This is a genomic window from Planctomycetaceae bacterium, assembly GCA_041398785.1.
Lineage (GTDB): Bacteria > Planctomycetota > Planctomycetia > Planctomycetales > Planctomycetaceae > JAWKUA01.
Map to the genome: position 1 here is coordinate 107,662 of JAWKUA010000021.1, position 22,685 is coordinate 130,346.

At 60.0% G+C, this 22,685-nt stretch carries 18 protein-coding genes; 3 read left to right on the forward strand and 15 right to left on the reverse strand.

Annotated features, from left to right (window positions below):
* Positions 1–5: 5 nt before the first annotated feature.
* The gene (locus R3C19_21480) at positions 6–1,184 is read left to right on the forward strand and encodes an aromatic ring-hydroxylating dioxygenase subunit alpha (protein ID MEZ6062925.1); all 1,179 of its coding nucleotides are present in this window, start codon (positions 6–8) and stop codon (positions 1,182–1,184) included.
* A gap of 6 nt (positions 1,185–1,190) precedes the next feature.
* Entirely contained in the window at positions 1,191–1,703 is a 513-nt protein-coding gene (locus tag R3C19_21485; GenBank protein ID MEZ6062926.1) for a hypothetical protein, read from the forward strand.
* 2,980 nt (positions 1,704–4,683) lie between these two features.
* On the opposite strand, the gene R3C19_21490 is transcribed toward R3C19_21485, so the two are convergent.
* The 15 genes from R3C19_21490 to R3C19_21560 form a co-directional block, all read right to left on the reverse strand.
* Positions 4,684–6,585 (reverse strand): NADH-quinone oxidoreductase subunit N, encoded by a 1,902-nt coding sequence (locus tag R3C19_21490; GenBank protein MEZ6062927.1) that lies wholly within the window; start codon positions 6,583–6,585, stop codon positions 4,684–4,686.
* Complete coding sequence (locus R3C19_21495; protein ID MEZ6062928.1) at positions 6,578–8,293, reverse strand: NADH-quinone oxidoreductase subunit M; 1,716 nt, start codon at positions 8,291–8,293, stop codon at positions 6,578–6,580. Before R3C19_21495 ends, R3C19_21490 begins: the two co-directional genes overlap by 8 nt.
* A 222-nt stretch (positions 8,294–8,515) precedes the next feature.
* Entirely contained in the window at positions 8,516–10,561 is a 2,046-nt protein-coding gene (gene nuoL / locus R3C19_21500) for an NADH-quinone oxidoreductase subunit L (protein MEZ6062929.1), read from the reverse strand.
* A gap of 58 nt (positions 10,562–10,619) precedes the next feature.
* A complete protein-coding gene (gene nuoK, locus R3C19_21505; protein MEZ6062930.1) occupies positions 10,620–11,072 on the reverse strand; it encodes an NADH-quinone oxidoreductase subunit NuoK in 453 nt (150 codons plus the stop codon).
* Complete coding sequence (locus R3C19_21510) at positions 11,069–11,791, reverse strand: NADH-quinone oxidoreductase subunit J (protein MEZ6062931.1); 723 nt, start codon at positions 11,789–11,791, stop codon at positions 11,069–11,071. Before R3C19_21510 ends, nuoK begins: the two co-directional genes overlap by 4 nt.
* Positions 11,788–12,564 (reverse strand): NADH-quinone oxidoreductase subunit I, encoded by a 777-nt coding sequence (locus R3C19_21515; protein ID MEZ6062932.1) that lies wholly within the window; start codon positions 12,562–12,564, stop codon positions 11,788–11,790. Before R3C19_21515 ends, R3C19_21510 begins: the two co-directional genes overlap by 4 nt.
* Positions 12,561–13,832, reverse strand: coding sequence for an NADH-quinone oxidoreductase subunit NuoH (gene nuoH, locus R3C19_21520; protein MEZ6062933.1), 1,272 nt, complete (start codon positions 13,830–13,832; stop codon positions 12,561–12,563). Before nuoH ends, R3C19_21515 begins: the two co-directional genes overlap by 4 nt.
* Positions 13,833–13,843: 11 nt before the next feature.
* Positions 13,844–15,514 carry a molybdopterin-dependent oxidoreductase gene (locus R3C19_21525; protein ID MEZ6062934.1) on the reverse strand — a complete coding sequence of 557 codons (1,671 nt, stop codon included), beginning with the start codon at positions 15,512–15,514 and terminating at the stop codon, positions 13,844–13,846.
* A gap of 30 nt (positions 15,515–15,544) precedes the next feature.
* Positions 15,545–15,784, reverse strand: coding sequence for an NADH-ubiquinone oxidoreductase-F iron-sulfur binding region domain-containing protein (locus tag R3C19_21530; GenBank protein MEZ6062935.1), 240 nt, complete (start codon positions 15,782–15,784; stop codon positions 15,545–15,547).
* Positions 15,781–16,878 (reverse strand): NADH-quinone oxidoreductase subunit NuoF, encoded by a 1,098-nt coding sequence (gene nuoF / locus R3C19_21535; GenBank protein ID MEZ6062936.1) that lies wholly within the window; start codon positions 16,876–16,878, stop codon positions 15,781–15,783. The genes R3C19_21530 and nuoF overlap by 4 nt, the downstream gene beginning before the upstream one ends.
* Before the next feature lie 105 nt (positions 16,879–16,983).
* Positions 16,984–17,460: an NAD(P)H-dependent oxidoreductase subunit E gene (locus R3C19_21540; protein ID MEZ6062937.1), complete on the reverse strand. Its 477-nt coding sequence runs from the start codon at positions 17,458–17,460 to the stop codon at positions 16,984–16,986.
* 19 nt (positions 17,461–17,479) lie between these two features.
* Positions 17,480–18,700, reverse strand: coding sequence for an NADH dehydrogenase (quinone) subunit D (gene nuoD, locus R3C19_21545; protein ID MEZ6062938.1), 1,221 nt, complete (start codon positions 18,698–18,700; stop codon positions 17,480–17,482).
* Between the two features lie 90 nt (positions 18,701–18,790).
* Positions 18,791–19,279: an NADH-quinone oxidoreductase subunit C gene (locus R3C19_21550; protein ID MEZ6062939.1), complete on the reverse strand. Its 489-nt coding sequence runs from the start codon at positions 19,277–19,279 to the stop codon at positions 18,791–18,793.
* On the reverse strand, positions 19,272–19,874 hold the full coding sequence (locus R3C19_21555; GenBank protein ID MEZ6062940.1) for an NADH-quinone oxidoreductase subunit B family protein: 603 nt from the start codon (positions 19,872–19,874) through the stop codon (positions 19,272–19,274). Before R3C19_21555 ends, R3C19_21550 begins: the two co-directional genes overlap by 8 nt.
* Positions 19,865–20,251 carry an NADH-quinone oxidoreductase subunit A gene (locus R3C19_21560; protein ID MEZ6062941.1) on the reverse strand — a complete coding sequence of 129 codons (387 nt, stop codon included), beginning with the start codon at positions 20,249–20,251 and terminating at the stop codon, positions 19,865–19,867. The genes R3C19_21555 and R3C19_21560 overlap by 10 nt, the downstream gene beginning before the upstream one ends.
* Positions 20,252–21,315: 1,064 nt before the next feature.
* On the opposite strand from R3C19_21560, the gene R3C19_21565 reads away from it, so the two are divergent.
* A complete protein-coding gene (locus R3C19_21565; GenBank protein ID MEZ6062942.1) occupies positions 21,316–22,314 on the forward strand; it encodes a hypothetical protein in 999 nt (332 codons plus the stop codon).
* Positions 22,315–22,685 lie beyond the last annotated feature (371 nt).

Here is a 22,685-nt window from a genome sequence, read left to right on the forward strand (position 1 = left end):
GGGCCATGTTTGTCAATCAGCACTATCTTCAGCACCTGCTGAAACCGGAACACTACACGTCGCGTCAGCACCATGAACGGGAGCTGCAGGAACTGTTTCGGCCCGCATGGAATCTTGTGGCCGCGAAGTCCGAACTTCCGCGGTCAGGAGATTTTCTGACGGTCGATCTGTTCGGCGAACCGCTGCAGATTCGCAACGTCGATGGAACTTTCGTCGCGTTTCAGAACGTCTGCCCGCATCGGCACTGCCTGCTGACTCACGAAGTTCACGGCCACAGCGCGGCCATTCGATGTCAGTACCACGGCTGGGAGTTTCGCGAAAACGGCCGCACGGGACGAGTGCCTGACGCTCGCTGCTTTCGGCCGTGGGACCGTGACAACGCTCAGCTTCGGATGCACCGGCTGGAATCCTGCGGCGATCTGCTGTTCGTCAATCTGACCGCAGACGCAGTCCCGCTGCAGGATTGGTTGGCGCCGTACCTTGACGAAACGGTTCAGGCGTTTCAGGCTCCGGCATGGCAGATGAAGTACGTGTGGGAGTACGACTGCGACTGCAACTGGAAGGTTCCCGTCGAAAACACGCTGGAGTCCTACCATGTACCGGCGCTGCATGAAAAATCGCTGGGCAACTTTCTGCCGAAGGAAGAATCTTCTCACCATACGCTCCACAGTCGATTCACGGCTCTGGACTACGACGCCGGCTCGCCGCTCGAAGCGTGGCAGGCGCGGCTTAACAAGTGGCTCGGCGGGGAACCGACCTGGGAGTACCGGCACCGCCACATTCACCCGAACCTGATTCTGTGTTCGACGGACACCATCAACTACGCGCTGATGTATCTGCCGACGTCACCCCGCACGGTGAAGGTGCGAGTTCGGTTTTTTGCCATTCGCGGCTCACGGTCCGGTCCGCTGGCGAGCCTGCTGTCGTGGGCGGCGTGGCGATTCGCGAAAGCCAAGACACTGGAAGTTCACAACGAAGACCGCGACGTCTACAACGCCCAGCAGCGAGGGCTGGAAGTCAGCGGTCATCGAGGCGTCATCGGAACGCGGGAAGAGCGCATCTATGTCTTTCAGCGATACCTTCTGGAATCGCTCGGGCTGCCGGTGCCGCACGATTTCCGGGACGAAGGCACTGACCCCGACGGCCAGACAGCGGCGCAGGATTCCCGCGGCCGGACAGAGTAGAACCGGATGAAGCTGACTTCCTCGCAACGGCGATACCTGGTTCTGTATCAGTGTCTGCTTCCGATGCTGATCAACATCGTCGTTTGTGGTCTGATTGGTGCCGTCGACTATCGAGGCCTCAACACACTTCCTGTTTTGGAGCCTCCGAAAAGTGTAGCGGTTGACCTGGCGGCAACATCATTTCTGCTGCCGTTTCTGACGTGTCTGATCGCAACACCGCTGGTTCGGCGAGACATCAGACGCGGTACTGTGTCATCGCTTGCAAAGAAGGATCAGCAACCGTCCGCCGGTCTGCCGCCGGCTCGAATGCCATTACTTTTGCGAGCACTGCTGATCGGGGGAACGGGAGCAGTCGTCGTCGGTTCTGCGGCGATGATCGTGGTCTCGATGCTGCCGGTGCCGACAGTCGCGGTGAGCAAGTTTCTGTTCTGGAAACTGACATTCGCGGGGTTCTACGGAGCCGCTGTGACGCCGTTCATCGCGTTGCTGGCGATGGCGGAACCAGCCGAATCGTTGTGAGCCCGCGCGTGCGCACCGTTGCATCGCATGTGAAGGTCATGCGGGTTCTTCGGGCAGTTCGGGCGGCACGGAATGCGCCATAAGTGTTCACCCGACTGGGCAAAACCCCGCGCAAATGTCGTCCTGAGACCAACTCGCGGGTTCCGGTGAAGTCGATCATTCCGACAGCGGGCAGGAGTCATCGTCGCGGCATACCGCTGACCGTGGCTCATCTGAACCCATTGACACGGAGGTCGTCGTGGTGCAGTACGCACACATATTCACAGCTTCGAGACCACGCATTGCCAGTTGTGCTCGCAGAGCCCGGAAGTGCCTGCTGTCGGCGGCCGTGACCGCGTCAATCGCCTGCAGCACCGCTCGCGCCAACGATGTTTTGATCAACGGCGTTCCCGGCCCCGGTGATTCATCGCCGGCATTCATTCTTGTCGACCCCGGCCTGAACGACGACGTCATCATCAATGTCGACACAATCGACATTATCGGACCGGCGGCGGACACGATTCGAGTCAACGGCCAGGCAGGGTCCACGCTGCTGAACGTCGCGGCGGGGCGATCGGTTTCCGGAGCGACCAGCACGGGCGTGTATCTGCGTTCGACGACGGGAAACATCGGCGCTGTCATCGATGGAAGCGTGACGTCTGCGTTCAACGCCGTGACGCTTGACGCTCGGTTTGCCCCTGCCGGTGGAAACGTCAGCCTCTCAGGTGCAGGCAGCCTGTTTGGAACCGGCGGCACCGCGGCGTGGCTGCTTTCGGACACGGGCTCCGTCAATCTGGACGGCTTCAGTTCGATCACAGCAGGCGATCGCGGCGTGTACGTCAACTCAGGCGGCACGGTCAATCTGGGAACGAACTCGCGGCTGGGAACGATCACGGCCGGCACAACCGGCATCGAAGTCGAACTGGCGCTGGATCCCGCGAACAACGGTCCGATCACAATCAACGCGTCCGACATCACGGCGAACGGTGGTTTCGGAATTCGGACGCGCGCGTTCGAAACGGATACGGCCATCAGTCTCAGCGGAACTCTGCGGTCCGTCGGAGGCGCCGGCATTTACGCGACGTCCACGACCGGAAACATCGTCATCGGCGGCGAAGGGACCGGCAGCGTCGACGGCGGCACGGCAGGTATCATCGCGGACTCGCGCTTCCTGCCGCCCGGCGGAAACATCGTGATCTCCGACTTTGCGTCGGTGATGGCAGCCGACACGGGCATCTGGGCTCTGGCGGACATCGGTACGGTCAACGTCGAAAACATCGCCTCTATTACTTCCGTCGGCCACGGGGTGCATGTCGAATCCAGCGGGTTGGTCAGTGTTGGTCAAACGACTCCCCTGGGACCAATTTCAGCCGGCGGAAACGGGATCTTTGTCGATCAGCTCTTCGACGCCACGAACAACGGACCGCTGTTCATCGGGGCCACGGACATCACGTCGGGAGCACACGGCATTCGTGCCATCGCGTGGGACGGCTTCACGCAGATTCAGGCCAATGGAGCAATTTCCGCCGGCTTTACTGGAATCTACGGCACCTCGACGACCGGGAATCTGGTGATCGACGTAGCCTCCGGAGCCAGCGTTCGCGGGGGACACTTCGGCGTTCTGACGGAAACCACGACGGGCCGCGCGATCGTGAACAACGCCGGACTCATCGGCAACACGGCCGACACCGGAGCCGCTTCAGACGCCGGAGCGGACGCATTCCGAGTCGGATCCGGAAACGCCGTGCTGAATAACTCCGGAAGCGTTGTCGGCCGCATCGACACAACCGGATCCAATTCCTTTGTTCTGGACAACCAGGCGGGCGGCGTCTGGACGCCGTCGCGGGGAATTGTGCCGTTTCGAGGTTCGGATGACGCCATTGACAACTATGGCCGCATCAACATTCGTTCCGGCTGGACGGTCTTCGATCAACTGGAAATCCTTCGCAACCACCGCGGCGGGCTGATCGACCTGAGCTACGGGCCGGACGCGACGGATCACCTGGTCGTCGGCGACTTCAATGCGACTGACGGCAGCCAGTTCACATTCAACTTCGACGCTTCCGCCGCCAACAACGCGGGAGAAGGCTATGACAATTCCACTGACGGTACGGGAACCGCCGACACGATCGTTGTCGATGGAACTTCGTCAGTGTCCGGCCGTTCGATCGTCAACATCGTGTCGATCGGCGGAGCTCCCACAGCCGAGACCGGATCGGTGTCGCTGATCTACACCGGCGTCCGCATCGGAGCGCCGGCACCCGATGCTATCGTGACGCCGTCGTCGTTTTTCAGTTTCGGGTCGGGGAATCCGACAACCGGCGCGTCGATGTTCTATCTTGTGGACGACGGTAACGGCGGCCTGTATCTGCAGTGGGGGCCGAACAACAATTCGCCGGCGCTGCTGGGTGCGTTCATGGGAGGCTACCTGGCAGACAACCAGTTCGCTCCAAGTGCCATCAATGCGGCGGTCGGCAAACTGGGAACGATTGTCGGAGGCGTCGGACCTCTGGGCGGCCCGTCCGGCGGCGGCGTTGTCGGGCGCATCGGTGATGATGCGTCGATGAGCATGCTGGCTCCGCGAAGTTCGCGCTGTCGCAACGGCCGGTTGTTCAACACGTGGTTTCTGGTGGGAAGCGCGGGAGCCGGCTATTCACCGGGCGGCCAGGGCTCGACGGTCGGCTTCGCGGCGGGAATGGAGCGAGACCTGTCGGACGTGACCGACGCCGAATGCGGCCGCACGGCTCTGGGAGCGTTCTTCTTCGACAACCAGACCAATGATCGCTGGCTGAGCGGTTCGTCGTTTTCCCAGGCCAACGGGCTGGGAGCCTACGTGCGAGCCGGCGGAGGCGACGGCTGGTACGGGTCACTGATCGGCTCGCTGGCATGGTCGGATACCGACCTGGTCAACAGCATGTATAACTCGACCGGAAACCAGGACAACACGGGTTATTCACTGGTCGCGCTCGGCGGTTATCTCATTCCCGTCACCGACGCCGCGTCACTGGATTTTCGAGGCATCGCGTCCTACGGAAACGTGAATGGTAAAGCGTTTACCGACAGCAACGCGATGACCATTAACGGCACGGATTCCGGAATCACAACGCTCGGCCTGTTGTCCGGAATTAACTACCGCCTGACCGGACGTCAGAACGTGTTCGCTCGCGCGGGAGTGAAGTGGATTGATCTGAACCGGGATATCGTGACCGTCACTGCCTTCCAGCGAGGTTCCGTGAATGCTGTCGTCGGCAGCGTGGAGTTCGGGTATCGCGAAGCCATCACGAAAAATGTGACGTTCGATGCCTGGCTGTCCGGCGACTTCGGCGAATACTTCGCCAGCGGGGGCGGACGCGTCGGGCTGACCATCGGCCTGTAGCGGAATCACGCCGGGTACGTCTTGAGCCTGTCCGCGACCGGCCGCGGCCGCGTTCCACAACCACTGGGGAGCTGCAAACAAGGCGATCGCAGCGACAGCACAAATGCCGCCGGCTGCCATCGCCGCGACGGAATGCCGTTGCGGTTCCGTGTCGGTGGCCGCGTCGAGATACATGACGGCGACGATTCTCAGGTAGTAATACGCGGAAATCACCGCGTTGACCGCCAGAACAACCGCCAGCACGCATCCGACTGTCGAGCTGTCTGACCAGGCGGCCAGAAACAGGTTCAGCTTTCCGAGAAACCCGGCCGTCGGCGGAAGTCCGCTGAGCCCGAACAGGCAGACCGTCATCAGAACTGCCGCAACGGGCTGCGTTCGGCTAAGCCCTGCCAGATCAGTCACTGCTCGAACGGGACGTTCCGCTGATCCGGCGGCCGCGATCATCGCGAACACACCGATCGTCATCACTCCGTAGATCGCTAGATAAAACAGCATCGAAGTCACGCCGCTGGCTGACGCGGCGTGGTCTCCGATCGTCAGCCCCACCAGCATGTAGCCGGCGTGAGCAATGCTGGAATATGCCAGCAGCCGATGCAGATGCTGTTGCCGCAGCGCCAGCACATTGCCGACGATCATCGTCAGCACCGCCAGAGTGCTCAGCAGCGCGCTGACTGCCGGACCCGGCACCCAGTGCAGCAGGGTCGTCGATCCGGCACTCATCGACAGCAGCCGCAACAGTGCCGTCAGTCCGACCAGTTTCGGAACAAAGGACAGCATCGCGGCGGAAGACGAAGTCACGCCCTGAAACACATCCGGTGCGTAAAAATGAAATGGCACGGCAGCCACACGAAAACTGAGTCCGGCAAGCAGTAGCACCAGCGCCAGTTTCATCATCATCGGATCGCCTGACTGGACGGAAGCCGACAGCCGATTCGCGATGGCCGTCATGCTGGTCGTTCCCGCGATGCCAAATATCCAGGCGAGACCGTACAGAACGAACGCCGAGGAAAAGATGCTCAGCAGAAAATACTTGATCGTTGCTTCACGCGTCAGTCGGTCTCGGCGAGGCAGGTACAGCAGGACGTATGTAGGAATGCTGACCAGTTCCAGTCCCAGAAACAGGCCGACCAGATCATTGGCCGCGGCTACGAAGTTGGTGCCGGCAATGATCGCCAGCAGGCAGGCATGTGCTTCGGCGGAATGGCCGTCGTCGATCTGATCCCACAGAACAAGTGCCAGCAGAGTTCCTCCCGCCAGCGACAGGCCGCGAACAAACCAGGCGAACTCATCGGCACGGAAGAAACCCGCAGACGAAACCAGCACTGGTGAATGCCACCAGGCGATACCGGCGGCTGCAATCGCCGCCAGCGACAGAATCCCCCAGCGGTGACGCAAGCCTCGCGCGACGTCGCCCGTTTCCGTCGCAAGAAACGGAGCCGTCAGAAACATGACGCAGACGGCGGCCAGCAGAATGACTTCGGGAACAATGCGTTCGATCGCGCTGTTGATGAGCGAATAGTCAGTCACGAGGCGACTCCGCAGGCAGGAAAACCAAAGTGTGCGATGACGTCGCTGCCGCGGCGGTTGTGATGTCGTCGGTCAACGCGTGAGGTGCCCCGGGCGAAAGCGCAGCGGCGGTGTCCGGTTCAGCAGCGTCGAAGCGTGCGGCGAGCGACTGAATATCCGGCTGTATCAGATTGATCAGCGGCATCGGTCGAACGCCGATCCACAAGCACATCGCCGCAATCGGCGCGAGTGACAGAAATTCGCGAAAACTCAGATCGCGCGCGATGCGGGAGTCTTCGCCGTGCGATTCCTTCAGATTTCCGAAGAACATGTGCTGCAGAGCCGTCAGCAGATACCACGCTCCCAGCACAACGCCGGCAGCTCCGATGATTCCATACAGCGAATGACGTCGGAACATTCCCGCCAGCGACAGGAACTCGCCGACAAAACCGTTCAGTCCCGGCAATCCGATACTTGCCATTGATATGAAGACCATGCTGCAGCCGATCAGCGGCAGCCGCGACGCCAGGCCGCTCAGGTCGTCCAGCATCCGCGTGTGATAGCGTTCGTAAATCATCCCCACGATCAGGAACAGTGCGCCGGTGGACAAGCCGTGGTTGATCATCTGCATCACGCTGCCGGTCAGGCCTTCCGTGTTGAGCGCAAACAGACCCAGCGTGCAGAATCCCAGGTGAGCCACGCTGCTGTAGGCCACAAGCTTCTTCAGATCCCGCTGAGCCAGAGCGCAGAGAGATCCGTACACAATACCAATCACCGACAGCAGCCCGATCGCGGGCAGTCCGGTCGTGACGCAGGCTTCCGGAAACAGGGGCAGACACAGTCGCAGGAATCCGTACGTTCCCAGTTTCAGCAGAACACCCGCCAACAGGACGCTGCCGGCCGTCGGGGCTTCGACATGAGCCAGCGGCAGCCAGGTGTGAAACGGAAACACGGGAACCTTGATCAGAAAACCGGCGGACACCGCCAGGAAGAGTTTCACCTGCATTGCCGGCGGCAGCGGCCGTTGCTTCAGCCATTCGGCCAGCGCCGGCAGCGACGCGGGAGTCGCCAGGCCGTCATTGGCAACATGCAGCAACAGGATGATCAGTCCGGTCAGCGTCACCAGGCTGCCGCCCAGCGTGTACAGAAAGAACTTCATCGCCGCGTGACGCCGGTCCGGTCCGCCCCAGATCGCAATCAGGAAGAACAGCGGTATCAGTGTCATTTCGAAGAACACGTAGAACTGAATCAGGTCGAAGGAACAGAACACGCCGATCAGTCCCGTTTCCAGAATCATCAGCGCCACAAAGAAATCCGCTGACCGTTCGCGAATCGCGTCCCACGATGTCAGCACCGAACAAAACGTCAGCAGTGCTGTGAGTGAAATCAGTGCCGTGCTGATCCCGTCGATTCCCAGCAACATCTGCAGTCGGACGCCGCCTTGTTCGGTCGCGTCCGACGTGTTCATCCAGTCGTGTTCGAACAGAATCTTCGGATGCACGGCAGCATCGGACACTGCGATCGAATCCATCGCGCCGTCGAACGCGGCTTTTGCCCTGGCATGCGACACGTACTGCGACATCAGCAGAACCGAAGCGCCGAGAGTCAACAGCGATCCACACACCGCGATCCACCGCGTCGTCTGGTGCGTCAACGAACTGCGGAACAACATCAGCACCATCGCGGTCGCCAGGGGAATTCCCAGGCAGGCTGTCAGCACAACGTTCATGTCAGTACTCGTCGCGTCAATGGACTGCACGATTCGTTCCCGGCGCACCGACTCCGGCCTGACAACATCGTTCGTGAGATGTCCCCATCGATGACCGGCTCGCAACGCCGGTCCGTTCGCAGGCGAAGCAAAACGTTCAGGCGCTGAAGGCTGCAAACGAATTCAGAGTCGAAGAACTCCGGCGATAACGTCGACATCGGTACGGTCCGGGAATAGTCAGGGTCAGAAACACGTCAACACAACGACGACGGCTGTGACGACACCGATCAACATGACTCCGGCATACGCGGAAAGCAGTCCGTTGTGCAGAAGTCGCGGCCACTGTCCGATCCATCGCGGAACGGAACCGGCGGCGTCAAGCAATCCGTCAATCAGATATCGATCCAGAGCGACGGCCAGCTTCGAAAGTGCCACAATCGGCAGCACGATGAAGCCGTTCAGGATTTCGTCGAGGTAAAACTTATTCAGCGACAGGCGATACAACGGTCCCATGCGCCGCGCGAACGTTCGCGGCACGCCGGGAGCCGCCACATACATCCACCATGCCGCCGCGACTCCCGCGACAGCGACAAGCGTACTGACGGCCATAACGCCCCAGTGAAGTCCGTGTGATTCCGCGGCCTGCAGTCCGCCGGACATCTGCATTCGCGATGCAAATGCGTGAGTCGGTCCCAGCAGCAAGCCGGCTCCGACCGCCAGGACCGCCAGAATTCTCAGCGGCCACGCCATAATCGCGGTCGCTTCGTGAGGATGATCGCCGGCTTCTTCCGGGAATCGTTCGTCGCCGTGGAATGTTCGGAAGTACGCTCGAAACGCGTAGAACGCGGTCAGCAGCGCGGTGACGATCGCGACGAATCGGATGGTCAGGAAAAACGAACCATACTCGGCGTGACGCGACGCTTCCGCCAGGACCGCCAGGATGTCGTCCTTGCTCCAGAAGCCGGACATCAGCGGCAACCCCGCCAGCGCCGCGGCGCCGCAAAGGAACGTCCAGTGAGTCACCGGAAGGGCTTTTCGCAGTCCGCCGAAGCGGCGCATGTCGATGACGTCTCCCATCGCATGCATCAGGCTTCCCGCAGCCAGAAACAACAGCGCCTTGAAGAACGCGTGCGTCAACAGATGAAACATCCCCGCGGTGACGGCTGACGTTGCCAGTTCGGCTCCGGCTGCCGCGGCACCCAGCGCCATGAACATGTAGCCGAGCTGACTGACGGTGGAATACGCCAGCACTCGCTTCAGATCTGTCTGCGTCAGCGCCGTCAGTGCCGCGATCAGCGCCGTGACCGCGCCGATTCCGGAAACAGCGAGTTGAGCCTGCGGAGCCAGCACGAACAGCGGAGTGCAGCGGGCCACAAGGTAAACGCCGGCGGTGACCATCGTCGCCGCATGAATCAGAGCACTGACGGGTGTGGGCCCTTCCATCGCATCCGGCAGCCAGACCGACAGCGGAAACTGAGCCGACTTGCCCATCGCTCCCAGAAACAGACACAGGCAGATCAGCGTGATCCGTTCGGGATGAGCAGCCCCCGTGGCCGCCAGCAGCGCCGGTTGGTTCAGGATGTCGTCGAACGCCAGTGAACCGAACGTTTGCCAGATCAGCAGAATTCCGGCAATCAATCCGAAGTCGCCGACACGATTGACGACAAACGCCTTCTTCGCGGCAGCGGCAGCCGACGGTTTTTGAAACCAGAACCCGATCAGCAGGTAGCTGCAAAGTCCGACCGCTTCCCAAAACACAAACAACATCAGAAAACTGCCGGACAGCACCAGCATGCACATCGAAAACACGAACAGGGATACCGCTGCGAAGAATCGGGGATAACCTGGATCGTGCCGCATGTATCCGGCGCCGAACAGCGCCACCAGCAGCGAAACTCCGGTGACCATGCTGAGCATCATGGCTGTCATCATGTCCGCCTGCAGATCAATGCGGACCGACACTGACCCGACCTGCAGCCACAAATAGCCGATTCCCGTGATCGCAGGTTTGGCGGCAGCGATCTCGCCGCTAACGTGACCGCCGCTGTCATCACTCGTCGGACCGCTGTGTGCAATCGCAGCTTGCGCGGGCGCTGACGACTGCTGCGAAGGAAGAATGTGCAGTGTCAACACCAGCGAACACACGAACGCCACGCCCAGTCCGGCCCAGCAAAACAGATGACTGCGGGCTTTCAGCAGCCGCGGTCCCGGCAGCGCGATCAGTACCGCAGCGCACAGTGGAGCGAGCGGGATCAGCCAGAGAATCTGTTGTTTCAGAGTTTCAGACATCGCGGTTCAGTCCGACAGCGAACAGTGCAGGAAGAAATGCAATATGAAAAGACTCCGGTCAGGAAAACGACGCCGGACAGCGACTCGCCGCAGGCACGGAACCGGCAGGCGTCAGTCGGGGTTCGACCCTGAGCGGTCCCGGTTCAGAATCCATTTCGAAGTTGCGGTCGGCTTCGGCCGCGGACGCGGAAACCGGGGTGGTGTCGGGGTCGCGCAGTCCGGTCCAATTTCGGATATCCAGCGAATGCGACTGCCGGTACAGCGCCAGCACGAGCGATAGCGCCAGTCCCGCTTCGCAGGCGGCGATTGTCAGGCTGAAAATCGTAAACGCCTGGCCTTCGAAATTTCGGTGCATATGACCGAACGTCACCAGCGTCAGCGACACTCCGTGCAGCATCATTTCCGCCGACAAAATCATGACGATCAGGTTTCGTCGCGTGATGAAGCCAATCGTGCCCAGCACAAACAACCCGGCGCCGATCAGCAGGAATTGTTCCGCGTCGTGAGTCATCGCGAATCGTTGCTCCGTCCCGGCGCAATCGCGATGGCTCCGACTGCGGCAATCAGCAGCACGGTCCCCGCCAATTCGACGGCAAACAGATAGTCACTGAACAGCGTTCGACCCAGCCCCTGCAGACTTCCGGCTGGATGTTGTTCATCGACAGCGCTGAGTGAATTCATGGCGGTGACTTCGATCACCGGCTGCCGGGAGCCGTTCTGCATTGTCGCAATGATGGCCAGCAGTAGCGCGAATGCCGCGAGCGTGGTCAGCAGCGGCTGATGTGATCGCTGATCACAGGCTGAGTGCCCGGCCTGCTGAGCCAGCATGACGACGAACAAGAACGTCACAATGACGGCTCCCGCGTAGACGATCATCGTCGCCGCCGCCAGAAACGGTGCGCTTCGCAACAGAAACAGCCCGCACGTACACAGTGTCACAAGAGCAAACCACAGCGCGGAATATTCGGCGGACCGGCTGGTGATCGTCAATACGCCGCAAACCAGTGCGCCGCTGCCGAACAGCCAGAACAGTCCATCCGCGACCAGATCGCCCGACAGGTGTCCGCCGGAACCGGTGAATGCAAACACACCTGCTACGGTCAACAGCAGCCCCGGCAGTTTCGGTCGCTGAGTTGTCCGGCGAGTTACCGGCATCAGCCACAGAACTCCCGCGACCCACAACAGCACAGCAGTCACCTGCAGCGGATGAAGATTCAGCCACGCGTTCACGGCGCGTCTCCCAGCTTGGTGGAACCGTACCGGCCGCGGGATTCGTTCGTGCCGCATTCACCGATCACGCCGGGACTTGATGTCCGGGCCGCTCGATCGGATGACGGAACGGACGTCGCGGGAGCCACCGTGGGCAGGTTGTCGAAGTCAGATGCCGGACCGAGTACTCCGCGATGCGTTCGCACGGGGTCGCGGCCGTTGTGCCGGGTCTGGTCGAAAATTCTGAGCAGTTTTTCCCGGTCGAAGATCATGGAATCGCGGGTGTCTCCGGTCAGATCGAAAATGTGAGTCAGTTCAATGGCATCCACGGGACACGCTTCTTCGCACATCCCGCAGTAAATGCAGCGCAGCTCGTCCAGTACAAACGACGCGGGAAACTTGTCGCGATCCGGCCAGTCGTCGGGAGCCGCCGCCGCTTCGATTTCGATGCAGCGGGCCGGACACGCGGTCGCACACATCATGCACGCGACGCACTTCACACGGTCCTGTTCGTCTCGATTCAGACGATGAACGCCGCGGTAATGCGTCGGCAGATCGGGTGAAACTTCCGGGTACTGCTGAGTCACCGTGTCCCGCCGAACAACGTGCTGAAACGTCGTCTTCAGTCCCTCTACGATGGCGGGAACAAACGTGGATTCCCAGAACCCGATTTCCGGTTCTTCCAGCCACATCACGGACTTCTTCGTAGTTGACGATGCATGAGACGCCGGCCGTGCGGACGCGGAAGTGTCCGCTGCCGGTGCGGCGGTCGTCTGTGAATGAGATTCCGTCATGGCCGTTCCGATCTGCGCGACATGGCCGCAATGTTCATCAGGTCGATCTTCGAATCGTGTTCGTACGGTTCGGCAGTCCCGGGAAGTGGACCCGCGACAAACGGGGCGACTCCTCGCAGTGCCCGTCGCTGCTCGGGCGTTACGGTAGAGCGCCGTTCGGCTGCTGCCGCGCGGAGATTCGTGCTGATGACGCCCCATGCCGTGAACAGTACGAGCGAACCTGCCAGCAGCCACCAGCGGCTGAGTTCAAAATGCCGCACGAACATCACCATCACAACATTGGTCACAGCCAGCGGGATCATGACCTTCCAGGCCAGTTCCATCAGTTGGTCAAACCGGAAGCGGGGAATTGTCCACCGCAGCATGATGATCAGCCAGATCGACGCGAACACCTTCGTCAGCAGCACGGCCAGCTTGACCAGCCAGGCTCCGAAGTACGTGCTTTCCGGCGTGGCAATCCCGGGAAAATGCCAGCCGCCAAAGAACAGAATCGATGTCAGAAAGCTGATCGTGATGACGTGTGTGTATTCGCCGAGAAAGAACATGGCCCACTTCAAAGCGCTGTATTCCGTATGCCAGCCGCCGACGAGTTCCTGTTCGCATTCCGCCAGGTCAAACGGCAGCCGATTGGCTTCGGCCAGAGAACTCGTAAAGAACAGCAGGCAGGCGAGTGGCTGGTACCAGATGTTCCAGCCGAAGAAGCCTCCCGCGGCCTGCTGATCCAGAATCTGCTCCAGGTTCAGAGAGTTCGACAGCAGCGCGATGCCCAGCACTGACATGCCCAGCGGAATCTCATAGCTCACGACCTGAGCACTCGCCCGCATGGCTCCCAGCGCGCTGTACTTGTTGTTCGACGCCCAGCCGCCCAGCACAATTCCATAAACGGCGACGCTGGTCACGGCAAAGATGAACACTAGCCCGATGTCAATGTTCGGCGCGATGATGAAACGCAGCCACGACGGAGCATCCTGCACAGGACCAAACGGCACGACTGCCAGGGCCAGCATCGTTGTAAACACGGAAATCAGCGGAGCCATCAGGTACAGCACGCGGTCGACGTGCGCCGGAATCACCTCTTCCTTCAGCAGCAGCTTGATGCCGTCCGCGATCGGTTGAAAAAGACCGGCCGGACCGACGCGATTCGGACCGATACGATCCTGCATCCAGGCGCTCAGCTTGCGTTCCAGCAGAATCAGATAGTTGCACACGCCCGGTACGGCGGCGACTACGATTCCGATCGTCAATAATGAAATCAGGGTTTCAGACATACCTGCTTCCGTCAGGTGGAAAGTGCCTCGGCCGTTTGCGGAGATGCCGCCGGTGTTCCCTGTCCCTTCAGGTTGGGACCGACCAGTCCGGCAAGTTCCGGAACGGCGGACGCGATTTCACGCCGCAGTGAATCACCGTCGAACAAGCCGATTCGCCCGCTGAGTTCCCACAGCAGTCGATTGTCCGCGCGTGTGTTGTCCGGACCCCGCACGGATCGGCGAATCATCTGCGCGAGTCCGTTGTGATTGACGAACGTTCCGTCACGTTCAACAAACGTGCCGGACGGCAGCACGTGGCTTGCGTACTTCAGAATCGGCGACGGCAGGATGTCCTGCACAATCACCTGGTCCGTTTTCGAAAACGCGTCGGCCTGTGATTCGGAAATCCATCCTTCCGGGTCGCCGCCGACGAGGTAGACGGTGCGGAAGCTGTTCCGGGACGCTTGCCGCAGCAGTTCCTCAAACGTCGGTACCGTTCCGCAGAAGTGACGCAGAACAGCTTCGACCCCGACTCGATTCGGACACTTCTCGGCTCGAATCGTGAACCTTACCGGTTCGACGACGCGGCCATCGACATCCTTCGGATACTGATCGTCTTCGCCGTCGCTGCGAACCGGCCCCAGAGCGAGCATTGCGTCGTTCGAAATGCTCGTCAGCAGACTTCCCAGCAGCCAGGCTTCTTCGACCGTCATCCACGGCGACAACACGGCCGCGAGACCACCATCCTTAGATGACGCGGGCAGCCTTAGCGCCGATCGAACCGAATGCAGCACGCAGTCCCAGTCGGACGTGACCATTCGGCCGTCGGAACGCTGCTGAGGAACCGTCAGCCGGTGTTCGGACAGCGTATACTTCCAGCCGAAGCGGCCGTCGTCGCACATGAAACTTCCCTGAGCCGCCGGGTTCGGTCGCGGACGAAGCCGGTACACGCGATCTTCGTTCTGATCCAAGAAAACACTGCAGCCCGTACTGCAGCCGGGGCACACGGAGGAACTTGTTTTCAGCCACCAGACTCGCTGCTTGTACAGAAAGTCGCTGCTGCACAAGGCTCCAACGGGACACAGATCCACAACGTTGCCGGCCAGTTTGTTGTTGCACGGATAACCCGGAAACACGTCGATCTCTTCGTGAGTTCCGCGGCTGACGACGTGAAGTTCGGACGTACCGCTGACTTCGCGAGTAAACCGGACGCAGCGAGTACACATGATGCAGCGATCGGTGAACAGCGTGATCTGGTCGCCGATGTGTTCCTTGTCCGGCTTGATGTTTTTTGGTTCGTCCAGCCGGCTGTAGCCGCGACCGTAGCGAAAACTGTAGTCCTGCAGAAAACACTCACCCGCCTGATCACATACCGGACAGTCCAGCGGATGATTCAGCAGCAGGTATTCCAGGGTGGCTTTGCGGGCTTCCTTCACTTTGGGACTGTCGGAAATAATCACGGTGCCGTCCCTGGCTGGTGTCTGACAGCCGGGCACCAGCTTCGGCTGCATCTGAACGGTGCCGTCAGATTTGCGTTCTCCGACTTCCATCAGACACATGCGGCAACTGGCGACGACCGACAATTCCGGATGCCAGCAGTACGCAGGAATTTCAACGCCGACGCGCTGAGCTGCCTGGATGCAGTTCAGACATTCGTCCGCGCCGATTTCGACGGGCTGATTGTTGATCGTCACGATGGCCATGATTCGGAATTCAGGTTTTCCAGTCGGCGGTCAATGCACCGACATCAATTGCTGAGCGGACGTGACGGTGGAACGATGTCCGCGAATATAGTCATCAAAGTCGCTGCGAAATTTCCTGATCGCGTTTTTCACCGGCCAGGCAGCTCCATCGGACAGGCCGCAGATTGTGGTGCCGGGAATGATGCCCATGGAACCTGCCACTTCCAGCAGCAGATCCGGGTCTTCCGGTCTGCCATGCCCGGAACGAATGCGATCCAGGATCTTCGTCATCCACGCGGTGCCTTGCGGCAGGGAGTACACTGGCCGCAGGATTCGTGCGACATAAACCGGCAGCAGTTGTAGAGAACGTCGACCATGCTGGTCTGATCGTCGACGACAACAACTGCGGCGGTTCCCAGACCCAGACACCCGACTTTCGCGGGACCGGCGAAGTCCAGCTTCGTGTCCAATTCGTCCGCCGACAGAAAACCCATGCTGATGCCGCCGGGAACGACTGCTTTGGCTTTCCTCCCCTTCCAGACACCGCCGGCATGTTCTTCAATCAGTTCGCGGGCGGTGACTCCCAGCGGTAGTTCAACGCAGCAGGGATGATTGACGTGACCGCTGATGCAGTACAACTTTGGGCCGTAGCTTCCTGGATCACGGGGATTCGCGGGGTCGGGAGGAACTCCGATCGACTTGAACCAGTCGACTCCGCGGCGCAGGATCTGAGTCACACAGCACAGCGTTTCAACGTTGTTGACGATCGTGGGTTTGCGAAACAGTCCCTCAATGGCCGGAAACGGTGGCTTGATTCGCGGCCAGGCGCGCTTGCCTTCCAGACTTTCAATCAGACCTGTTTCTTCGCCGCAGATGTAGGCTCCGGCGCCCCGATGAAGGACGATGTCCAGATCGAAGCCGGTCCCAAGGATGTTCTTCCCCAGCAATCCGGCCGCGTAGCACTCGCGAATCGCCTGGTCCAGCACACGATAACAGCGGCCATATTCAAACCGCAGATAGATGTAGGCGTGATTGGAACGGATGGCTCGGCAGGCAATGATGATGCCCTCCAGCAACTGATGCGGATCGCGTTCCATTAGAACGCGGTTGTTGAACGTACCCGGCTCGCTTTCGTCGGCGTTGACACACAGATAGATCGGGCCCGGATGATCCTTGGGCAGGAACGTCCATTTCAGACCGCATGAAAAACCGGCTCCCCCGCGGCCCCGCAGTCCGGAGTCCTTTATGAGATTTGTGACCTCCGCCGGGGCACGTTCCAGGATTGCCTTCAATTGTCCGTAGCCACCGTCCGCGCGATATCCCTGCAGCGAGGTGCTGTCGGGCGTATTGATGCGGGCCAGTAAAACGGGTTCAAAGGAGGTCATCGCGGCAGCTCAGTTCGCAACAGGTAGACACGAAAAATGTGGCTTCAATCAAACAGAAAATGCATAGGCAACACGGCCAGGTAGACAAAATCGATCCAGCCGAAGTCAGTCCAGCGCGTTCAGCAACTCCACCGCGGAGTCAGCGGTCATATTTGCATGGCAGTCTTCATCGACAAGCATGCATGGAGCACCCTCACAGGCTCCCAGGCATTCGGCGAATTCCAGTGTGATCCTTCCATCCGCAGTCCGGTGTCCGGGACACACATCCAGTCGCCGGCACAGTGATTCCCATAATTCTTCGCCGCCGCGGAGGGCACAGGAAATACTGCGGCAGACCCAGACACGATGCGTTCCCAGAGGATTCTGTTCCGGCTTAAAGAAGTTGTAGAACGACATCGTGTCGTGAACTTCGGACGGATGCAGTTCCAATAGTTCCGCGATCTCGACAATCGCCTGACGAGACACACACCGCTGAGCGTCATGAACAATGTGCAGCGCGGGCAGTGTGACGGCTCGCTTGTTCGGGTATTTCGGAAACTCGCTGCGAATGCGGTCCCGCAGTTCTTCGTTCAAAACGACCATGTTGTCTGACAGCTCCTGATCAGCGATCCAGTTCCGCCGCGATGATGTTGATGCTTCCCAGCACCGCGACGACATCGCTGAGCTGATGGTTGCGGATCATGTGCGGGAACATTGCGAAGTGAACAAACGACGGCGGCCGGGTTCTGGCGCGGTACGCCCGCGTGTTACCGTCGCTGACAATAAAGAACCCCAGTTCTCCGTTGGGCGATTCCGTCGCCGCATAGATCTGTTCGCGCGGCACGTCATAGCCGCGATTGGGCATCAGAACTTCGAAGTGCTGAATCAGCCCTTCAATACTGCGATACACGGCCGGTTTGGCCGGCAGCACCATGTCGCTGGCGACGTCAATATTGACCGGTCCGGCCGGAATGTTGTTGATCGCCTGCTCGATGATTTTCAGGCTCTCCAGAATTTCCTGCATCCGGACCAGATACCGGGCGTAGCAGTCGCCTCCCGTCGAACAGACCACGTTGAAGTCCAGATCGTCGTACGCGAGGTAAGGTTCATCCCGGCGCAGATCTCGTTCGACGCCGCTGGCCCGAGCAACGGGACCTGTGGCGCCAAAATCGATCGCGTCTTCACGGCTGAGAAAGCCGACGCCTTTTGTTCGCTCGACGAAGATTCGATTTCGAGTCAGCAGGTGATGGATTTCCGAATGTGTTTTTGGCAGCTGTTGAGCAAACTTCCTCGCGCGATCGACCCATTCCCGGTTGACGTCAAACAACACGCCGCCGACGCGTGTGTAGCTGCTGTGAAAACGCTGGCCGGAAGCGTGTTCCACGAGGTCGTAAATGTGTTCCCGCTGCCGAAACGCATAAAGAAACGCCGTGAATCCGCCCAGATCCAGCGCGGTCGTGCCGACATTCAGCAGATGGTCATGCAGCCGCATCAATTCGGCCAGAATTGTTCGCAGATATCGGGCTCGCGGAGTCAGTTCGATCCCCAGCAGTTTTTCGACCGCGTGATGCCACGCGATCTCGTTGGCCAGCGGAGACACATAGTTCATGCGATCGACGATGGTGACATACTGATTGAAATCCAGATGCTCGCCGAGCTTTTCGAAACCACTGTGCAGGTAGCCGATGTGCGGAACGGCATCCACCACGCGTTCCCCGTCCAGCGTCAGCAGCAGCCGCAGAGTCGTGTGCGTGGCCGGATGCTGAGGACCGAAGTTGAGCGTCCAGACGTACTCGCGTTCGCCGGATTCAGTCTCAGGATTTTCGACGGGCGTCAGAGGCATGGAACGGAGGGATTCAGTCAGGAAGGAAGTCGTCCAGGCGGTAGTGCTGTCGCTGGCGGCGTTGTCACCGCCGCGCGCGATCAGGGTGGATCAGCTTTCGGCTCTCGTCAGGACCGGGAAATTGTGTCGTTCACCACGACCCTTCAGCGGATAATCCTTCCGCAACGGATGAGCAGTGAATTCGTCGGGCAGCAGGATCCGCCGCAAATCCGGATGGCCGACGAACCGGATCCCGAACATGTCGAACACTTCTCGTTCCAGCCAGTCAGCGCCGCGCCAAAGGGAAGACACCGACTGAAGCTGAGGTTCGGGAAGATTAACGGTCGTGCGCACGGTCAGCCGTTCTGACGTCGCCGTATTCAGCAACTGATAGATCACGCCGAACCGGTCTTTGGCGCCTTGATACTCCAGAAAGTCGACGGCGGTGACATCGATCAGCATGTCGAAGTGGAATTCCAGCTTTAGCGCCGTCAGCAGCGCGAACACGTGGTCGGCGCTCACGTCGAATCGGCGGTTGTCGCGAAACTCGGATTCCTTCAGCGTCGGGAAGCGAGTCGTGAGTGTTGCGGTGTCAGACATGCGCCGGTCCTCTGTCGCTTACGGCAGCCGAAGTTGTCGGAAGTTGCCGAGCCTCGCGCACGCGAAGCTGTTCGTCTCGATCGAATGGTTCCGGACCCATCGGCTGAGTCCGGTTGCGAAATTCGGTGCCCATGACGGTTCCCGTGTGGCGAATCTTTTCCTGCATGGCAATCACCGCGGCCAGCAGTTGTTCGGGTCGAGGCGGACACCCCGGAACGTACATGTCCACCGGTATGAATCGATCGATGCCCTGAACCACCGCATACGTGTCGAACACGCCGCCCGTGCAGGCACAGGCTCCCATGGAAATGCACCACTTGGGCTCCGGCATCTGCAGCCAGATGCGCTGCAGCACAGGCAGCATCTTCATCACGACGCGGCCGGCGACGATCAGCAGGTCGCACTGCCGCGGGCTGAACCGCATGACTTCCGCGCCGAACCTGGCCAGGTCGTGCCGTGAGGCGGCGGTCGCCATCAACTCGATACCGCAGCACGCTGTCGCGAACGGCATCGGCCAGAGACTATTCGACCGAGCCCAGTTGGCGGCGGCGTCCAGCCGAGTCAGAAAGATATTCTCCGGCAGCCCTATCGCCATCGAAAGACTCCCTTCCGCAGCGCGTAAACCCAGGCAATTGCCAGAGTCGCCATGAACACAATCATTACCCCGAAAACGGTGTCTCGCAGTTCCGGCGGAACTCCCAGGTCGCTGTACGCACTGACCGCCCACGGATACAGAAACAGCAACTCCACATCGAACACCAGAAACAGAATGGCCACCAGGTAGAACCGCACATCAAACGGCTGACGGGCATCACGGACCGGATCCATCCCGGATTCATACGTCATGTCCTTGACCGGCGTTCGCCTGCGAGGCCCCAGCAGGTGCGCCAGGGCAAGCGTCGTCAGAACGAAACCCAGCAGAACGCCGACGTAAAGTGCGAGAGGTGGAATGTTCAGCATCTCAGTTTTCATCACAGACCGAATTTGCAGAGTGCTGCAGAATTTTGCACAGTCGGTGCAATCCTCACGGCAGCACCATCATTGGGCATTGCAATCGAAGAACGGCACGACGACGTGCGGCACTCACATAGGGCAATCTTCGCGTGCCCGTTCGGTTCCGCCGCTGATTCGGATCTGCCACTTCGGTGGCAGACAATTGCTCAGACATCCGGCTTCGCGGGTGAATCCATTTCTGCTCAGCCGATACGCCGAGCGTCCCGGTTACACGAAAACGCGATCACCGTGTTGCGGTGGTCGATGTGCCGCTGTTACACGTTGACGTCAGTCCGTATCACGGTTCGGACAGGTGACATTCTGCAATTGCAAATCCCGGACCGATGTCGGTGGCAGATTTTTCGGCAGGGCTGCAATCCGACGCGGTTTCGGAATCATCTGCCCGGACGAAACGCGCGGCAGTGTGACAATCGACACTGTCCGACGATAGAAGTGGATTCTGCGACGCATGCGTTTTGCGGCGGTAGAAATACTGACACGGCCGCTCGCCATTTTTGAGACATCGCGTTCCGCTGAAGCTCCTGTCCGGGAAATGTGCAGAACAGACTGGCACATTCAGTCACGTTTACGACGAAAGGTTTCTCGCGGGAGAGATTTTTCCCCGACGCGACTCGAGCGGCATGAGACGTGAGTCAGCCGCCGCAGCATCGGGAACACACTGCCAACGGTTACGCGCGGCTCCCGCTGAGACGCCGCCGCATCGCGCGATCCATCGACAGATTTTGCGGATTCCCACAGACCGGTGCTGTCCGCGAAAGGCACGCCGGTGCCGGGTTCCGTCCGGCCGACGGAACCGACTGCTGTGTCCCACGCAAATGCTGACTCCGCGAGGTTTGTTCCTGACGATGCTGACGGTCGCGACAATTCGAACGGCGTGGAAAAGCAAGGTCACGTCATGAGATCGGTCTGATTGTCATTTACGCACCAGAAATCAACGACGCGCGCGGTGCGAGCGATCCTTCACGCAGATACCGCGAACTATGTTCTGGCAGATGCCATGCAACACCTGACGAGACACGCTGATGCTAGTGCTGCAACAAACAAACCCGGGTACGGCGTTTCTGGAGACGCTGGGTCAGCCACAACGAACATATGGCGAACAACAACGTCGCGCATCATCAGTGATGATGGTGATTTCCGCCGTGTTCGGATTCCTGCTGGCTGCCGGTTCCGCGCTATTTCTGCTCGCGCTGATGACATCCACTGCCAATGAATCCAAACATTCCGGAGCAGTCCTTGTCATTGCCTTCTGTCTGTTCGCGCTGCCCGGCATTGTGGGCGGGCTGATGATGTTTCTGTCGTGGCGATCATTCCGAAACGGACGCACCACGTTCGCGCTGTATCCCGAACGACTTGTGCGATTCAACAAACGGCGATGGAACGAATTCGGGCTTTCGGAGATCAGCCGGATCGAAGGGAACGGTGAACGCGGTGCGGTGATCCGCATGTGCGACGGCACGAAAGTGGACGTTTCGCGGCACGTTGAAAACGCGTCTGAACTGGTCAGTCACCTCAGTGCTTGCCTGCGTCAGAGTCAACGAAGGATGGTTCCGAATCCGGTGTCCACCGCGACTCCATCCTGCGTCGCCGGCCGGTCGCGGGGCTTTCCGGCACGCTCAGCCGGGGACAGACAAATCGGTAACCGCGCCGCCTCCGTATCGGACGAAAGGCCGCTGTACGACCGTGATGCATTGGTCGCCCGGCTGGAATCTGAAGCCGCACAGGAAAAATCCGTTCGCGGCATCGGCGAAACCGAAGAAGCGAAAGACAGCAGCTCGTGGGAGATCCTCTGCGGCGGCATCTTTCTTCTGGTCGCGAGTGCGTATCTGGTTCACGTCTTCGGACAGCTCGAAAGCGGTGAAAGGGAGAGCGCTCGGCTGTGGTGGGTCTTCGCACTGCTTTACAACACCTTCGGGTCGACGCTGACGATCGGTCTGACCACTTTGGCCGGCGTTGTTATGACATTCTTTGGTCTCAACGACGTGCTTAGCTCAAAACGTGACAAGCCCGTCTACCGGTGAGCCTGAGCCGTTGCGGTTGTCCGAACACGTCGCGGGACCTGCGACCTGTCGTCGGTGGACAAGCAGTCCGATGAGCTTTCGAATTGCTGACTCGACGCCCTTCAACACTGCGGCCTCTTCACAACCTGGCAATGATACTGTCATGAGATCGTCGCGCGCAAGTTGACCAGGTTCGCCCGTGGCTTGTGTTGCGTGCGAAGCATCGACGTCCGGGGAGTGTTGTCTCCGGCGTTCGCATCGCATTGACCCATCGCACGGTGAGGCGCCGCAATTCGGAGCGAAAGAATCGCGCGAGCCGCTGCCGCGTCGGACGTCCTCCGGCACACGCGGCTCGGCAGGAGCCTCGCCCTCCCGGATGTTGGTGGCTCGGC

Excerpts from the sequence above, each read along its gene's own strand:
- R3C19_21480 (MEZ6062925.1), top strand. The coding sequence starts at position 6 with ATGTTTGTCAATCAGCACTATCTTCAGCACCTGCTGAAACCGGAACAC.
- R3C19_21485 (MEZ6062926.1), top strand. The coding sequence starts at position 1,191 with ATGAAGCTGACTTCCTCGCAACGGCGATACCTGGTTCTGTATCAGTGT.
- R3C19_21495 (MEZ6062928.1), bottom strand. The coding sequence starts at position 8,293 with ATGAACGTTGTGCTGACAGCCTGCCTGGGAATTCCCCTGGCGACCGCG.
- nuoL (MEZ6062929.1), bottom strand. The coding sequence starts at position 10,561 with ATGTCTGAAACTCTGAAACAACAGATTCTCTGGCTGATCCCGCTCGCT.
- nuoK (MEZ6062930.1), bottom strand. The coding sequence starts at position 11,072 with ATGACTCACGACGCGGAACAATTCCTGCTGATCGGCGCCGGGTTGTTT.
- R3C19_21515 (MEZ6062932.1), bottom strand. The coding sequence starts at position 12,564 with ATGACGGAATCTCATTCACAGACGACCGCCGCACCGGCAGCGGACACT.
- nuoH (MEZ6062933.1), bottom strand. The coding sequence starts at position 13,832 with ATGTCTGAAACCCTGATTTCATTATTGACGATCGGAATCGTAGTCGCC.
- R3C19_21525 (MEZ6062934.1), bottom strand. The coding sequence starts at position 15,514 with ATGGCCATCGTGACGATCAACAATCAGCCCGTCGAAATCGGCGCGGAC.
- R3C19_21530 (MEZ6062935.1), bottom strand. The coding sequence starts at position 15,784 with ATGACGAAGATCCTGGATCGCATTCGTTCCGGGCATGGCAGACCGGAA.
- nuoF (MEZ6062936.1), bottom strand. The coding sequence starts at position 16,878 with ATGACCTCCTTTGAACCCGTTTTACTGGCCCGCATCAATACGCCCGAC.
- R3C19_21540 (MEZ6062937.1), bottom strand. The coding sequence starts at position 17,460 with ATGGTCGTTTTGAACGAAGAACTGCGGGACCGCATTCGCAGCGAGTTT.
- nuoD (MEZ6062938.1), bottom strand. The coding sequence starts at position 18,700 with ATGCCTCTGACGCCCGTCGAAAATCCTGAGACTGAATCCGGCGAACGC.
- R3C19_21550 (MEZ6062939.1), bottom strand. The coding sequence starts at position 19,279 with ATGTCTGACACCGCAACACTCACGACTCGCTTCCCGACGCTGAAGGAA.
- R3C19_21555 (MEZ6062940.1), bottom strand. The coding sequence starts at position 19,874 with ATGGCGATAGGGCTGCCGGAGAATATCTTTCTGACTCGGCTGGACGCC.
- R3C19_21560 (MEZ6062941.1), bottom strand. The coding sequence starts at position 20,251 with ATGAAAACTGAGATGCTGAACATTCCACCTCTCGCACTTTACGTCGGC.
- R3C19_21565 (MEZ6062942.1), top strand. The coding sequence starts at position 21,316 with ATGCTAGTGCTGCAACAAACAAACCCGGGTACGGCGTTTCTGGAGACG.